13 protein-coding genes are annotated in these 14916 nt (G+C 72.2%); 3 read left to right on the top strand and 10 right to left on the bottom strand.

The window, feature by feature from the left end:
* Nucleotides 1-12 precede the first annotated feature (12 nt).
* Nucleotides 13-798, bottom strand: coding sequence for an isoprenyl transferase (locus tag WA640_RS02635; protein WP_106361977.1), 786 nt, complete (start codon nt 796-798; stop codon nt 13-15).
* Between the two features lie 40 nt (nt 799-838).
* Nucleotides 839-1594 (bottom strand): DNA repair protein RecO, encoded by a 756-nt coding sequence (gene recO / locus WA640_RS02640; protein WP_219926484.1) that lies wholly within the window; start codon nt 1592-1594, stop codon nt 839-841.
* An 82-nt stretch (nt 1595-1676) separates the two neighbouring features.
* Between recO and WA640_RS02645 the strand changes: the two genes are divergently transcribed.
* Nucleotides 1677-2318: an MOSC domain-containing protein gene (locus tag WA640_RS02645; RefSeq protein ID WP_335985946.1), complete on the top strand. Its 642-nt coding sequence runs from the start codon at nt 1677-1679 to the stop codon at nt 2316-2318.
* Here WA640_RS02645 and WA640_RS02650 read toward each other — a convergent pair.
* From WA640_RS02650 to WA640_RS02660, 3 genes are all read right to left on the bottom strand, one after another.
* Nucleotides 2315-2767, bottom strand: coding sequence for a hypothetical protein (locus tag WA640_RS02650; RefSeq protein ID WP_106361974.1), 453 nt, complete (start codon nt 2765-2767; stop codon nt 2315-2317). The two genes, WA640_RS02645 and WA640_RS02650, sit on opposite strands and share 4 nt — an antisense overlap.
* A gap of 72 nt (nt 2768-2839) precedes the next feature.
* The gene (locus tag WA640_RS02655; RefSeq protein WP_335985947.1) at nt 2840-3493 is read right to left on the bottom strand and encodes an endonuclease V; all 654 of its coding nucleotides are present in this window, start codon (nt 3491-3493) and stop codon (nt 2840-2842) included.
* Nucleotides 3494-3761: 268 nt separating this feature from the next.
* Nucleotides 3762-4124, bottom strand: coding sequence for a hypothetical protein (locus WA640_RS02660; RefSeq protein ID WP_335985949.1), 363 nt, complete (start codon nt 4122-4124; stop codon nt 3762-3764).
* Between the two features lie 202 nt (nt 4125-4326).
* Between WA640_RS02660 and WA640_RS02665 the strand changes: the two genes are divergently transcribed.
* Complete coding sequence (locus WA640_RS02665) at nt 4327-5409, top strand: NAD-dependent epimerase/dehydratase family protein (RefSeq protein ID WP_335985950.1); 1083 nt, start codon at nt 4327-4329, stop codon at nt 5407-5409.
* A gap of 71 nt (nt 5410-5480) precedes the next feature.
* Here the strand turns inward: WA640_RS02665 and WA640_RS02670 are convergent, their stop codons facing one another.
* The 5 genes from WA640_RS02670 to WA640_RS02690 all read right to left on the bottom strand — a co-directional run bounded on the left by WA640_RS02670 (nt 5481) and on the right by WA640_RS02690 (nt 11747).
* On the bottom strand, nt 5481-6215 hold the full coding sequence (locus tag WA640_RS02670) for a hypothetical protein (protein ID WP_335985952.1): 735 nt from the start codon (nt 6213-6215) through the stop codon (nt 5481-5483).
* 78 nt (nt 6216-6293) lie between these two features.
* A complete protein-coding gene (locus WA640_RS02675) occupies nt 6294-7442 on the bottom strand; it encodes a uroporphyrinogen-III synthase (RefSeq protein ID WP_106361970.1) in 1149 nt (382 codons plus the stop codon).
* Nucleotides 7442-7783 carry a nitrite reductase small subunit NirD gene (nirD, locus tag WA640_RS02680; RefSeq protein WP_335985954.1) on the bottom strand — a complete coding sequence of 114 codons (342 nt, stop codon included), beginning with the start codon at nt 7781-7783 and terminating at the stop codon, nt 7442-7444. The genes WA640_RS02675 and nirD overlap by 1 nt, the downstream gene beginning before the upstream one ends.
* Before the next feature lie 5 nt (nt 7784-7788).
* A complete protein-coding gene (nirB, locus tag WA640_RS02685; protein WP_335985955.1) occupies nt 7789-10272 on the bottom strand; it encodes a nitrite reductase large subunit NirB in 2484 nt (827 codons plus the stop codon).
* Nucleotides 10269-11747: an FAD-dependent oxidoreductase gene (locus WA640_RS02690; protein ID WP_442904653.1), complete on the bottom strand. Its 1479-nt coding sequence runs from the start codon at nt 11745-11747 to the stop codon at nt 10269-10271. Before WA640_RS02690 ends, nirB begins: the two co-directional genes overlap by 4 nt.
* Nucleotides 11748-11986: 239 nt before the next feature.
* Between WA640_RS02690 and WA640_RS02695 the strand changes: the two genes are divergently transcribed.
* Complete coding sequence (locus WA640_RS02695; protein WP_335985957.1) at nt 11987-14689, top strand: terpene synthase family protein; 2703 nt, start codon at nt 11987-11989, stop codon at nt 14687-14689.
* The last annotated feature ends 227 nt before the right edge of the window (nt 14690-14916 follow it).

The raw sequence follows: 14916 nt of genomic DNA on the forward strand, positions 1-14916 counted from the left end.
ACCCGGCTCGGCTCAGCCCGCGACCGGGTTGGGCTCGGCGCCTCCGAAGCGGCGGTCGCGGCGGGCGTAGATCTCGCAGGCGCGCCACAGGTCGCGGCGGTCGAAGTCGGGCCACAGCACGTCGAGGTAGACCATCTCGGCGTACGCGGACTGCCAGGGCAGGAAGTTCGAGGTGCGCTGCTCGCCGGAGGGGCGCAGGAACAGGTCAACGTCGGGCAGGTCCGGGTTGTACAGGTAGCGGGCGAAGGTCTTCTCGGTGACGCGCTCGGGGTTGAGCCGCCCGGCCTTGACGTCCCGGGCGAGCGCCGCGGCAGCGTCGGCGATCTCGGCGCGGCCGCCGTAGTTCACGCAGAACTGGAGCGTGATCTTGTCGTTGTGCTTCGACAGCTCCTCGGCCACTTCGAGCTCCTTGATGACGCTCTTCCACAGCTTCGGGCGGCGCCCGGCCCAGCGGATGCGCACCCCCATGGCGTGCAGCTCGTCGCGGCGGCGGTGGATGACGTCGCGGTTGAAGCCCATGAGCCACCGCACCTCGTCGGGGCTGCGCCGCCAGTTCTCGGTCGAGAACGCGTACGCCGAGAGGGTCCCGATGCCCATCTCGATCGCGCCCTCGATCGTGTCGAACAGCGACGCCTCCCCCATCGTGTGGCCCTCGGTCCGCTTCAGGCCGCGCTCCTTGGCCCACCGCCCGTTCCCGTCCATCACCAGCGCCACGTGCTTCGGCACGAGGTCGCGCGGCAGCTCGGGCGGCACCGCGCCCGACGGGTGCGGCTTCGGCGGCTCATAGGTGCGGCTCACGGGACCTCCAGTTCGACGGGGCCTCGATAGTAATTCGCGGTCAGGCGCCGCCGCGGCCGTGGGGCACGTATTTGAGCGTCCGCAGGGGCCGTTCGGAGTGCCATTGGAAGTGGGCGGCGATGAGGCCCGCGGCTTCGCTGCGCTGGCGGGGGTCGGCGGCGACGGCGCTGCCCCAGTCGCCGGATTCCAAGGCGCGCATGAGTTCCAGCGAGGAAGGGGCGGGGACGGAGGCGCCGCCGGGGCGGCAGTCGCCGCAGACGGCGCCGCCCGCGGCGACGGCGAAGGCGCGGTGGCGGCCGTCGGCGCCGCACACGGCGCACTGGTCGAGCGAGGGCGCCCAGCCCGCGGACTTCATGCCGCGCAGCAGGTACGAGTCCATGACGAGTACCGGCGGCAGCTCGGTCTCGGCGAGCGCGCGGAAGGCGCCGAGGGTCAGCTGGAAGACGTCGAGGTCGGGCTGGTGGTCCTCGGGGACGAGCCGCTCGGCGGCCTCGGCGATGACGCACGCGGCGGTGTACGCGGCCCAGTCGGCGCTGATCGCGCCGCCGGACAGGTGCAGGCCGACCGCCTGCGTGACGGTGTGGAGCTCGGCGCGGCCCTCGATGAGCTGGAGGTCGACGTGGCTGAACGGGGCGAGGCGGGCCCCGAACTTCGAGGAGGTGCGGCGCAGGCCCTTCGCCATGGCGCGGTAGCGCCCGCGGCCGCGGCCCAGCAGCGACACGATCGCGTCGGCCTCGCCGAGTTTGAAGGTGCGCAGGACCACCGCGTCGTCGCGGAACAGCTTCCGAGTGCTCACCCCCACGCCGCAAGCCTAGCCGGGGGCACCGACACCGCAAATGCGGTTGAGGCGCACGGCGGGCGCGGCTAGGCTCCGGCGCGTGAAGATCCTCTCGGTGAACATCGGCCGCCCGCGGGAGAACCCGTGGAAGGGCCTCGCGGCCACCTACATCGACAAGCGGCCCGTCGCCGGCCCGGTCGAGGTGACCTCGCCGGGGCCGAAGGGCGAGGGCACGGTAGGGCTCGCGGGCGACCGCGTCGGCGACGTCCGGAACCACGGCGGCACCGACCAGGCCGTGTACGTCTACGGCAGCGAGGACTACGCGCATTTCGGGGCGCTCACGGGGCGCGAGTTCGCGCCCGGCGCGTTCGGGGAGAACCTGACGACCAGCGGCTACGACGTGAACGAGGCGCTCATCGGCGAGCGCTGGGCCGGGCCCGGCGGGCTGGTGCTCCAGGTGACGGGGGCGCGCATCCCGTGCGGCACGTTCCGCGGCTGGATCGACGAGCGCGGCTGGCTGAAGACGTTCACGCGCGAGGCCCGGCCGGGCCCGTACCTGCGCGTGGTCGAGCCGGGGCACGTCGAGGCCGGCGCCGAGCTCGAAGTGGTGCACCGGCCCGGCCACGGGGTGACGGCCGCGATGTTCTTCCGCGCCGCGATGGGCGAGCGCGACCTGATCGAGGAGGTCGCGTCGGTCCCGGACCTCCCGCCCGCCGAGGCGGCGTGGCTGCGGGGCGCTTAGGCCGCGACGGCTTCGGCGGGCTTGCGGAAGTAGGCGTTCGCGCTGGGGCTGAACATGACGATGGTCGCGACCAGGACGGCGCCGATGTGCAGCATGCGGGCGACGAAGATCCCCATCATGAGGTCGCCGTCGCCGCCGAAGGCCTCCAGGAACGGCGTGCCGTCCATGAGGAGGCGGGCCGGTTCGACGACCAGCGACGCGAGGCCGATGACGGACAGGAGCCCGGCGAGCGCCCAGCGGGCCCAGCGGCGGCCGGTCGCGAAGACCACGATGAGGGCCATCACGGCGAGGTAGACGAGGCCGCGGACGCCGACGGCGGTCCACACGCCCGCGTCGAGCCCGGTGTCCTGCCGGATCTCGCTGACCGCGAAGACGGCCTCGATGACGCCCGCGACGACCGCGAGCGTCCACAGTAGTGCGGCGTTGGTGACGGACTGGGGTTTCTGCATGCATTCAACGGTAAGGGCGAAAGCCTACCCGCCGCGATCCGGTGGGCGGGCCGGTCGGGGGTGGGGCAGGCCCTACCGCGTCTCGGCGAGCCGCTTGCGCCCCAACTGGTCCGCGGCGCGGATCGGCTCGGGGAGCCGGTAGCGGGGGGCGAGTTCGAGGACGAGCTCTCTGGCCGAGGCGAGGGTGCGGCGGTGGCCCACGGAGACATACACGGGCTTGACGCCGTCGCGGGTGCGCAGCGCGCAGCCGACGGTCTCCTCCCCCGCGGTGATCGGCGACCAGTCGCCGCGGGCGGGCCCGGGGTCGGCGACGGGCAGGTGCGGCGGGTTCTTCGCGACCCCGATCGCGGGCGCGTCGAGGACGACGCCGAGGTGGCAGGCGAGGCCGAAGCGGCGCGGGTGGGTGAGGCCGTAGCCGTCGCACACGTACAGGTCGGGCTCGACGGTGAGCGCCTCGATCGCCTTGAGCAGCAGCGGGAGTTCGCGGAACGCGAGGAGCCCAGGCACGTACGGGAAGTCGGAGGCGCCGTGGACGACCGCCTCGTCGAGCACGGCGAGGTCGCTCCGGCGCAGGACGACCGCGGTGGCGACGGCGGTGTCCGAGTCCTTGTCGTAGGCGATGTCAAGGCCCGCAACGGTGTCGACGGGACGGTCGTCGTCTGCGGCGACCACGCACCCGGCCAGCTCGACCTGCATCGCGACCGCCTCGGCCTCGTTGCGAGGCATGCGCACGTGTGCTGCTATTTCCATCCCTAACCCCCACCCACCCGGGGGACCGTAGGGGCGATGGTTCCCCGGGGGTACGACAAGATCCGGCGCTCCCGGCGATCTTGTCACCCGAAAGCGGGACCGCCTCGGCCGGGTCGGCCCGGGCCCCGCGGTCCGCCCGCGGAGCGGGAGGAATGCGAGTGGTTCGCGTGTTCGCGGTCGCCCCCGCTTTCAAGCGTGCCCGAGGGGGGCGACAGTCGGGGCGCGGCGGCGGGTCGGCACCGGGTCAGCCTTCGCCGCCCACGTCGAAGTCGAGGTCGAACGGGAAGTCGGCATCGTCGAAGTCGGCACTGTCGGAAGCGGGACTGTCGACATCGCCGGTCGCGGTGTCGACCGTATCCGCGGGGTCGGACGCGGCGGTCTCGAAGGTGCCGTCGGACTCGGCTTCGTAGGAGTACTCGTCGGGGCCGTCGGCGGCGAAGAGGTCGTCGGCGGCCGTACTGGTGCCGGGGGCGGATTCGAGGTCTGCGAAGAAGTCGTCGCCGAAGCCGTCCTCGGCGTCGTCGGCGCCGCCTGCCGCGGCGTCCTCCGAGCCGCCTTCCGCGCCGTCTTCCACGTCGTCGGCCGCGGCGTCCCAATCGTCGGTCATGGCGCCCTCCCCGGGTCTCTTCCCAGCATATTGAGCCCGCGCGCGCCCCGCCGCAAGACCGCCGCGATGCCATCCTCGAACCCGGCGCCGATCCGTCGACGAGCCCCCGGCGCCCGTCGCGCATGCCGCGCGCTGCTGTGAGCGGATCCGCCGTGGGCGAACGCACTTGCCCGCCGACCGGCAGGCCGCCATGCTCAAGGGCATGAGCACGCAACCGAAGCGGATCCTCGTCCTCGGCGGGACCGTCTACCTGTCACGCAAGATCGCGACCCTAGCGCTCGAACGCGGCCACCAGGTCACCGTCGCCGCCCGCGGCGCCAGCGGCAAGCCGCCCGAAGGCGCCGAGTTCGTCGCCGTCGACCGCAGCGTCGAAGGCGGTGTGGACGCCTTGCGGGGCAAGGAGTTCGACGCGGTCTTCGACGTCGCCCGCATCCCCGCCCACGTCGGGCCCGTCCTCGACGCGCTCGCCGACGGCGCGGGCCACTGGTCGTTCATCTCCTCGATCTCCGCCTACGCGACGCACGACGTCGTCACCGACGACCTGCACGAGCCGACCGCGCCCGACTCGACCGACCCGTCCGTGGAGGTCTACGGCGCCAGCAAGGTCGCCATCGAGAACATGGTGCGCGAGCGCCTCGGCGACCGCGCCCTGATCACCCGGCCCGGCCTCATCGTCGGCGCCGGGGACCCGGTCGACCGGCTCGGCTACTGGCCGCTGCGGTTCAGCGAGGGCGGCGAGATCCTCGCGCCGGGGCCGCAGGAGCGCCCCGTGCAGTGGATCGACGTCGAGGACTACGCGAACTGGCTCCTCGACGCCGCCGAGACGGGCCTCAGCGGCACCTACGACGCGATCGGCGACCACATCGGCATGGAGGCGTTCTTCCACGGGATCGCCGACGCGCTCATCGAGCAGGGCGTCCTCACCGAGCGCCCGAACCTCACCTGGGTGTCGCAGGAGTTCATCCTCGAACAGGAGGTGACCCCTTGGGCCGGTTACGAATCGCTCGGGTTCTGGGCGCCCTCCCCCGAATACGACGGGCACGGCAGCCGCCCCTCCGCGCCCGCGGTCGCGGCCGGGCTGCACCTGTCGCCGCTGGCGACCACCATCGAGCGGTGGTGGAAGACCAACGCGGCCGCCCCCACCCTCCGCGCGGGCCTGAGCCGCAGGCGCGAAGGCGAGCTGCTCGCGGCCTGGCACGGCACGGAGGCCGACACCGAGGCCCTGGAGCGCTACGACCGGGAGCGGACCTTCGCGGTGCCGCCGCCCACCGCGCCCCCGGGCTAGACCCGGCAAAGCCACAGGAGACACGGAACGGCCCCGCCTCGATCGAGGCGGGGCCGTTCCCGTTGCGTCGCTTACTGGACCGGCGGCGCGGGCGGCTGCTGCCCGTACGGCGGCTGGCCCGGGTCCTGCGGAGGCTGCTGCCCGTACGGGGGCTGCCCCGGCTGCTGGCCGTAAGGCGGCTGGCCCTGGTACGGGCCCGCGCTCAGGTCCTCCTTGCGGAAGAACTCGTTCGAGGCCGGCACGGCGAGCAGGATGATGATGATGAGCGAGCCCACGATGAACACGAGGAGCGTGGCCCAGTCGAGGGCGCTCACCCAGCCCGGCGTCGCGTCCTCGACGGCCTGCGTCATCTCGTCCTGGTACTCGGTGCCGTTCATGTTGTAGGTGGTCTCGCCGACCTGCCCGATGAGGCCGCCGAGGCCGCAGCACGCCAGCGCGATGCCCGACAGCACCCACGAGAGGATGCGCCCGGCCCGGTTGCCCTTGTTGTTCAGGATGCCGAGGATCACGTAGAACACGGCGAAGAGGAGGTACACGCCCGCGACGACCGCGAAGGTGAGCGTGATGATGGTGGAGATGTCGTCGGCGGTGATGCCTGAGTCGGCGAGCGAGGGGTCGTTCTGGATCTCGTCGCTGACGACGTCCTTGACGGCCGACTGGACCGCGAACATGGCGATGCCGGTGGCGACGAGCAGTGCCGCGGTGATGAACTGGGTCCACACCACGGCCGCGACCGACCCCGGCCTGGTCTTCGGTCCCTGCGGCAGCGGCTGCTGCGGGTACTGGGGCGCTGGCGGGTACGCCATGGCGTCCTCCGATTCAGATTGCAGGCGGTTACTCGGGCTCCCTCATCGTACAAAGGGAAGCCCTTGCTCGCACACCCCTCAGACTTCGAGGTTCAGGCGGTACCCGCGTTTGATGACGGTCTCCACACAGGACCGGAGGTGGACGGCGTCGCGCAGGCGCGTCACGGCCATCTCGACGGCGTGGCCGTCGGCGCCGCGCGGGAGGTGCCCGAGGAGCTCGGCTCTGGAGAGGACCTTCCCGTTGGCGGAGGCGAGGGCGCGGATGACGGCCATGGGCGCGGGCGGGAGCTGGTACGGCTGGTCGTCGAGGAGGACCATGTGGCCGCGCAGTTCGATGCGGTGCCCGGTGGCGAGCTGGAGGCGCCTGGAGCGCTTGGGGAGCGCGGAGGCGACGGTGCGCACGAGGGACCCGAGGCGGGCCCGCTGCGGCTGGACGGTGTCGACTCCCAAGCGGGACAGGGGGGACGCGGTGACGGGGCCGACGGCGACGGGGAGGACGCCGTTGTCCTCGGCGGGGGCGCGGAACGCCTCCAGCATGTCGGCGGCCTGGTCGCCGGCGATGCGCAGGAGCGCGTTCGCGGCGGGCGCGGAGGTGAACGTGACGGCGTCGATGCGGCGGGCGCAGATGGCGTCCACGAGGCGCTGCACGGGCGTGATGTCGGTGGGGAGGGTCCAGCGGTAGACGGGGACGGGGACGGCGGCGCCGCCTCCGGCCCGGACGGTGCGGATGAAGTCCTCGGCGGGGTCGCCGTGGAGCTGGATGGCGACCCGCTGGCCGTTGACGCCGCGTTCGCGGAGGTACTCGACGACTTCGTCGCCGGTCTCGGAGGGCGCGGTCCACTCCTCGGTGAGCCCGGCGGCGCGGACGGCGCCGAGGGCCTTGGGGCCGCGGCAGAGGATGCGGGCGCGGGCGAGGACGTCGAGCAGGTCCTCGCCCATGCCCCAGCCTTCGGCGGCTTCGAGCCAGCCGCGGAAGCCGATCCCGGTGGTGGCGACGACGAGGTCGGGGGCCTCGCGGATGAGTTCGACGGTGGCCGCGCGGAGGGCCTCGTCGTCGGGGAGCGGGACGATCCGCAGCGTCGGGGCGACGATCGTGCGGGCGCCGCGGCGCTCCAGCAGGGTCGCGAGCTCGTCGGCGCGGCGCTGCGCGGTGACGGCCACGGTGTAGCCGGTCAGGGGCGCGAGCGTCGTCTCGGCCTCGCGGACGGGGGCTCCGGCGGCGGCCATCAGGCGGCGACTTCCGCTTCGGAGCGGGCGCCCACGCGGATCACGCCGTCCTGGACTTCGACGGCGTAGACCTCCAGGGCGGTGTCGGGGTCGTCGAGGCACTCGCCGGTCTTGAGGGAGAACGCCTGCTTGAGGAGGGGGCTGACGACGACGGGTTCGCCGCCGCGGTCGCCGACGAGCCCGCGGGAGAGGACGTTCGCGCCGGTGAACGGGTCGCGGTTGGCGACGGCGTGGAGGCTGTCGTCGTAGAGGCGGAACAGGGCGACCTGGGCGCCGTCGGCGAGGAGTGCGGCGACGCCGCGCCCGGGGACGAGCCGGTCGAATGCGCAGATGGGTTCCACGTGGATCACTTCCCTTGGGACGAGCGGATGACGGGCGTGCCGAGCAGGACGGGCCGGGAGCGCTCGGTGCTCCCCGCCGGGAACTTCTGGCCGCGGACCTCTTCGAACTCGATGGAGGGGTCCGGGGTCTCGGGGGCGTTGACGAAGGACACGAACCGCTGGAGCTTCTCGGGGTCGTCGATGACGCCCTTCCACTCGTCGGCGTAGTTGGCGACGTGCTTGGCCATCATGGCGTCGAGGTCGTCGCAGATCCCGAGCTTGTCGTCGACGATGACGGAGCGGAGGTAGTCGAGGCCGCCTTCGAGCCCTTCGACCCATTTGGAGGTGCGCTGGAGGCGGTCGGCGGTGGAGATGTAGAACATGAGGAACCGGTCGATGGTGCGGACCAGGGTCTCGGAGTCCACGTCGGACAGGAGGAGGTCGGCGTGGCGGGGCGTGAAGCCGCCGTTGCCGCCGACGTAGAGGTTCCAGCCGTGCTCGGTGGCGATGACGCCGAAGTCCTTGCCGCGGGCCTCGGCGCATTCGCGGGCGCACCCGGAGACGGCGGACTTGAGCTTGTGCGGGGACCGCAGGCCCCGGTAGCGCAGTTCGAGGTCGATGGCCATCTTGACGGAGTCCTGGACGCCGTAGCGGCACCAGTCGGTGCCGACGCAGGACTTGACGGTGCGCAGGGCCTTGCCGTAGGCGTGGCCGGACTCGAAGCCGGCGTCGACGAGCTTGCGCCAGATCTTGGGGAGGTCCTCGACGCGGGCGCCGAACATGTCGATGCGCTGGCCGCCGGTGATCTTGGTGTAGAGGTCGAACTCCTTGGCGACCTGGCCGATGACGATGAGCTTGTCGGGGGTGATCTCGCCGCCGGGGATGCGCGGGACGACCGAGTAGGTGCCGTTGCGCTGCATGTTGGCGAGGAAGTGGTCGTTGGTGTCCTGGAGGGCGGCCTGCTCGCCGTCGAGGATGTGGCCGTTGGAGAGCGACGCGAGGATGGAGGCGACGGCGGGCTTGCACAGGTCGCAGCCGGAGCCGGTGCCGTGGCGGGCGATGAGCTCCGAGAACCTGGTGATGCCGGTGACCTTGACGATGTCGAACAGTTCGGCGCGGGACTGCGTGAAGTGCTCGCACACGGCCTTGGAGACCTCGACGCCGCCTTCGGCGAGGAGCTGCTTGAGCATGGGGATGCAGGAGCCGCAGGAGGTCCCGGCCTTGGTGCAGGACTTGATCTCGGCGACGTCGTGGCAGCCTTCGTGGATGGCGCCCATGATCTCGCCCTTGGTGACGGCGTTGCAGGAGCAGACCTGCGCGCCGTCGGGGAGGGCGCCTTCGACCTCGCCGCCGCCGAGGAGGTCGGCGAGGGTGCCGGGGACCTTCCCGCCGACGCTGGCGCGCAGCAGCGGGTAGGGCTCGGCGTCGCCGACGAGCATGCCGCCCAGCAGGGTCTGGGCGTCGTCGGAGAGGACGAGCTTCGCGTAGGTGCCGTTCGCGGGGTCGAGGTAGGTGGTGGCGAGGGGGCCGTCGAACGCGCCGAACTGGGCGACGTCGACGCCGAGGAGCTTGAGCTTCGTCGACATGTCGGCGCCGGGGAACGTGGCCTCGCCGCCCGCGAGCCGGTCGGCGACCACTTCGGCCATCGCGTAGCCGGGGGCCACCAGCCCGTAGCAGACGCCTTCGACCGCGGCGACCTCGCCGATCGCGTACACGTCCGGGTCCGAGGTCCGGAGGCCCAGGTCGGTGATGATGCCGCCGCGCTCGCCGACCTCGATGCCGCATTCACGGGCGAGCTGGTCGCGGGGGCGCACGCCCGCCGCGAAGATGATGAGGTCGGTGTCGTAGGCGACGCCCTCGCGGTTGGTGTCCATGCGCAGGCGCCCGTCGACGGCCTCGATCTTCGTGCCGCCGGTGCCGCAGTCGACGCCGATCCCGAGGGATTCGATGTGCTGCTTGAGGACCCCGCCGCCGGCCTCGTCGAGCTGGCGGGCCATGAGCCACGGCGCGAACTCGACGATCTGCACTTCGAGGCCCAGGAGCTTCAGGGCGTTCGCCGCTTCGAGGCCGAGGAGGCCGCCGCCGATGACGGTGCCGTGGCGGCGCCCGTCGGCGTGGGCCTTGATCCCTTCGAGGTCCTCGATGGTGCGGTACACGAACACGCCGGGCAGGTCCGCGCCCTCGACGGGCGGCACGAACGCGTACGAGCCGGTCGCGAACACGAGCTTGTCGTACGGGTACTCGCCCGTCGCCGAACGCACCACCTTGGCGTCCCGGTCCACTTCGGTCGCGGCCTCGCCGAGGCGCACCTCCACGCCGTCGAGGTCCGATGCCAGCGAGAGCTCCTCGGCGCTGACGCCGTCGAAGAACGCCGACAGGCGGACCCGGTCGTAGGCGGGGCGGGGCTCCTCGCACAGGACCGTGACGTCCCATGACGGGTCGCGCTGGGCGACCGCTTCAAGGAACCGGCGGCCGACCATGCCGTCGCCGATGACAACGAGTTTGCTCATGCTGACACCTCATCGAGTTGTTCTGCGGCGCTTCCGATTCCAGCGACGGTGCTGTTCAGCCACTTGCAGAGTCCTGCGACGTCCTCGGTGCAGGTACCGCAGCCGGTGGACGCCTGCGTGGCGTCGGAGAGGGCCTCGGGGGTGCGCGCGCCGTCGAAGAACGCCGTGCGCAGCTCCCGTTTCGTGACGTTGTTGCAGCGACAGACCACGACCTCGTCGGGCATGGACGCCGGGGTTTCGGGGGCCACCGACACGGATTCGCCGGGGCGGCCCATGAGGAGGGTGCGGCGGTCGTGCGGCACCGGGTCGCCGGTGTCGAACAACTGGACCACCTGGCCCACCATCGGGTTGTCGCCGAGCATGACCGCGCCCGCGAGGCGGCCCTCTTCGTCGATGACCAAGCGGGCGTAAGTGCCCCGCGCGGGGTCGGCGAACGAGACGACCTCGTCGCCTTCGACCTCGCCCATCGCGGCGAGCTCGATCCCGGAGGCCTTCAGGCGGGTCACCAGGCGCGAGCCCTCGTAGGCGGCGTCGGGGTTCAGGTCGGAGAGGAGGTCGACCACGACGTCGGCCTGCTCCCAGGCCGGGCCGACGAGCCCGTAGGCGATGCCGCGGTGCTCGGCGCAGTCGCCGACCGCGAACACGTCGGGGTGGGAGGTCCGGCACTGGTCGTCGATGACGACGCCGCGCCCGGTCTCCAGGCCCATCGCCTGCGCCAGTTCGATGTTGGGGCGGATGCCGCAGGAGACGACCAGGAGCTGCCCGGTGACCGTGCGGCCGTCGGCGAGCACGAGGGTGAGGCCGTCGTCGCCGTGGACCACGCGGGTGGTCCGCGCATCGGTGATCGACGCGACGCCGACTTCGGCGTAGGAGTCGGCGAGGACCTTGGCGCCCAAGGGGTCGAGCTGGCGGTCCATGAGGTGGCCCGCCGCGTGGACCACTGTGACGTCCATGCCGCGCTTGGCGAGTCCGCGCGCGGATTCGAGGCCGAGGAGCCCGCCGCCGAGGACGACCGCGCTCGCGCGGTTCGCGGCCTCGTCGAGGATCGACCGCGCGTCCTCGATCGTGCGGAGTACATAGGCGCCGGTGGGGAGCGGGTCGAGGCCGGGGACGGGCGGGACGAACGCCTCGGCGCCCGTGGCGAGCACGAGCTTGTCGAACGCAGTCCCGTTGACGGTCTTGGCGTCGAGGTCGACGTGCTCGACGGCCTCCCCGAGGCGCAGCTCGACGTGGTCGGGCGGCACGGGCAGGGCGATCTCGGCCTCGGTCTGCTTGCCCGCGATCATGCTGGAGAGCAGGATGCGGTTGTACGCGGCCGCCGGCTCGGCGCCGAAGACGGTGACGTCGACGCCGCGGCGGCCGAGCTCGCGGGCGATGCGGGCCCCGGCCATGCCGTAGCCGACGATGGCGACCTTCACGCGCTGGACCTCCAGGTGCTGGGCTGACTGCGGACGCGGCCTCGGGGATGCGGGCATCCCCTGCGGCCGCGCCGTCGGAGCGACGGCGCTGTCAGCCCCCGACTGGCGTCCAGGTTCGCCCGGGGCTGTTTCGCGATCGGGCGGTCAATGTTTCGCGCGTGCTAAGTAGTGCGCACGGTTCGACGTCTCGGCCTGGACGGTTCGTGCACGTCACCCGACCGGGTGTAGCGATGATCTTGCTCGGACACCTAGAGTGAAATCTGCCTTGCACGCAGGTTTCACCCAAAGGGACACGTATGTCAGACAATCACCCGTTCGTGTTGCCGACGTTCTACCTCCCGTACCCGGCCCGGCTGAATCCGCACGTCGAGGGCGCGCGCGCCCACGCGCGGACCTGGGCCAAGGAGATGGGCATGCTCGACGCCCCCGCCGAAGGGGGCGGGGTGATCTGGGACGAGGCCGAGCTCGACCGCCACGACTACGGCCTCCTCTGCGCGTACACGCACCCCGACTGCGACGCGCCCGCGCTCGACCTGGTCACCGACTGGTACGTGTGGGTGTTCTTCTTCGACGACCACTTCCTCGACGCGTTCAAGCGCACCCGCGACAAGGCCGGCGCGAAGGCGTACCTCGACCGCATCCCCCTGTTCATGCCCCTCGACCTCGGCCCGACGCCGGAGCCGGAGAACCCGGTCGAGCTGGGACTCAAGGACCTGTGGGACCGGACCGCGCCATCGATGTCGGCCGGATGGCGCGAGCGGTTCCTCGTGTCCACGGTGAACCTCCTGTTCGAGTCGCTGTGGGAGCTCGACAACATCACCTCCGACCGCGTCGCGAACCCGATCGAGTACATCGAGATGCGCCGCAAGGTCGGCGGGGCGCCGTGGTCGGCGGGCATCGTCGAGTACGCCGTCGGCGCCGAAGTCCCCGACAAGGTCGCGGCCTCGCGGCCGCTGAAGGTCCTGCGCGACACGTTCTCCGACGCCGTGCACCTGCGCAACGACCTGTTCTCGTACGAGCGGGAGGTGACGAGCGAGGGCGAGAACGCGAACGCGGTCCTCGTCTTCGAGCGGTTCCTGGGCCTGGACACGCAGCCCGCCGCCGAGCTCGTCAACGACGTGCTCACCTCGCGGCTCCACCAGTTCGAGAACACCGCGCTCACCGAGATCCCGGTGCTGTGCGCCTCCGAAGGGGTCACGCCGCCCGAGCAGCTCGCGATCGCCTTGTACGCCAAGGGGCTCCAGGACTGGCAGGCGGGCGGCCACGAGTGGCACATGCGCTCCAGCCGCTACATGAACGACGCGGCGGACCGGGTGCTGAGCGGCCCCAACGGGATCGGCACGTCCCAGGCGCGCCTGGCCGCCTCGGGACTGAAGCAGCACGCGCGGTCGCCCTTCAAGCGGGTCGGCCCGACCGCGCTGCCGGAGTTCTACCAGCCGTTCCCGCTGCGGCTCAACCCGAACCTCGACGCCGCCCGCGTGCACGCCGTCGAATGGGCCGCCGCCATGGGGTTCCTCGCGCCGGACCCGGCCCTGCCGGGCTCGGGCCTGTGGAACCGGCGGCAGTTCCTCGGCTTCGACTTCGCGCTGTGCTCGGCCGGGATCGACCCCGACGGCACCGCCGAGGAGCTCGACGCCTCCGCCGACTGGCTCGCGTGGGGCACCTACGGCGACGACTACTACCCGGCCGCGTTCGGGCGCGGCCGCGACCTGAGCGCCGCCGTCGCCCAGCACCGCAGGCTCCTGGCGCTCATGCCCGTCGACCTCGGCGCGGCCCCCGCCCCCGCGAACCCCCTGGAGAAGGGCCTCGACGACCTGTGGCGGCGCACCGCGCCCGCGTTCGACGAGCGCGGCCGGGCCGAGTTCCGCACCGCCGTGGAGAAGATGCTCGAAGGCTGGCTGTGGGAGCTGCACTCCGAGGGGCAGAACCGCGTGCCCGACCCCGTCGACTACGTGGAGATGCGCCGCGACTCGTTCGGCTCGGACCTGACGATGTCCCTCGCGCGCCTGCGCGCCGGGCGGCAGGTCCCCGACGCGGTGTGGACCTCGCGGCCGATCCAGTGGATGGAGGCGTGCGCGATGGACGCGGTGTGCCTGCTCAACGACGTGTGCTCGTACCACAAGGAGGTCGAGTACGAAGGGCAGCTCGCGAACGGCGTCATCGTCATCGAGGAGTACCTGGGGGTCGGGCGCGAGGAGGCGGTGCGGATCGCCGCGGCCCTCGCCGACGCCCGCATCGAGCAGTTCCGGATGGTCGAGGAGAACGACCTGCCGGGCCTCGCCGAAGAGCACGGGCTGGACGGGGACGCGCAGGCCGCGCTGGCGTCCTACGTGGACGACTTGAAGAACTGGATCGCCGCGATCCACAAGTGGCACCTCGACGGGACCGACCGGTACGACGAGGCGGCCCTGCGGCGCCTCGGCGACGCCGCGCCGGGCTCGACCGCCGCCCACGGCGTCGGCCGGTTCCTGGAGGCGGGCGGGCCCGACGAGGCCCCGGTTCCGGCGCAGTACCGGGTCCCGGGGCCGCCGTCGTGGCGCGACTACCTGCCCGCGCGGCCCGAGAACGCCGCCCCGGCGCCCATCGCGGCGACGAACGCGAGCACCACGGCCGCCATGCGCTTCTTAAGGACCGCGGAGTCGTCGTCCTCGTCCGCCTGGACCGGGGCCGCCGCTTCTTCGACCGCGAGCGCCTCGGGCAGCGGCCCGGGGTCAGGAAGCGCCGCAGGGGACTCGCTCTCGGGCGCATCACTCTCCGGGGGCTCCTCACTGGACGGCACCGGCGGCGCCGGGGCCTCGGACGCGGAAGGGGACGGCGATGGCTCGGGTGACGCGGGCGCCGAAGGCTCGGGGGCCTCAGGCGAAGGCGTCGGGCTCGACGGCGATTCGGCGGGGCTGGACGGTTCCGGCTCCTCCGTCTCGCAGGGCGGGTGCGGGGGATGCGGCGGGTGCGGGGGATGCGGTCCGGGGAAGGTCGGATACGGCGGGTACTCGGGGTAGGTCCAGCACGGGAACTCGGGGTACGTCGGGTAGCCCGGGTACGTCGGGTGGTCCTGGTGCCCGGCCTCCTCCGCTTCCGAAGGCGTCCAACCGTAGTCGAGGGCCAGCGCGACCCCGGAGAAGCCCATGAGCGCGACGGCCGCGATGACCAAGGCCACTAGGCGTCGCACGTATCCCACCTCTGACTTTTGCGTTGTTCATCACTGTTCATGCCTTTTATTTTGCTT

It is taken from the genome of Glycomyces sp. MUSA5-2, from assembly GCF_037034145.1.
GTDB lineage: Bacteria > Actinomycetota > Actinomycetes > Mycobacteriales > Micromonosporaceae > Glycomyces > Glycomyces artemisiae.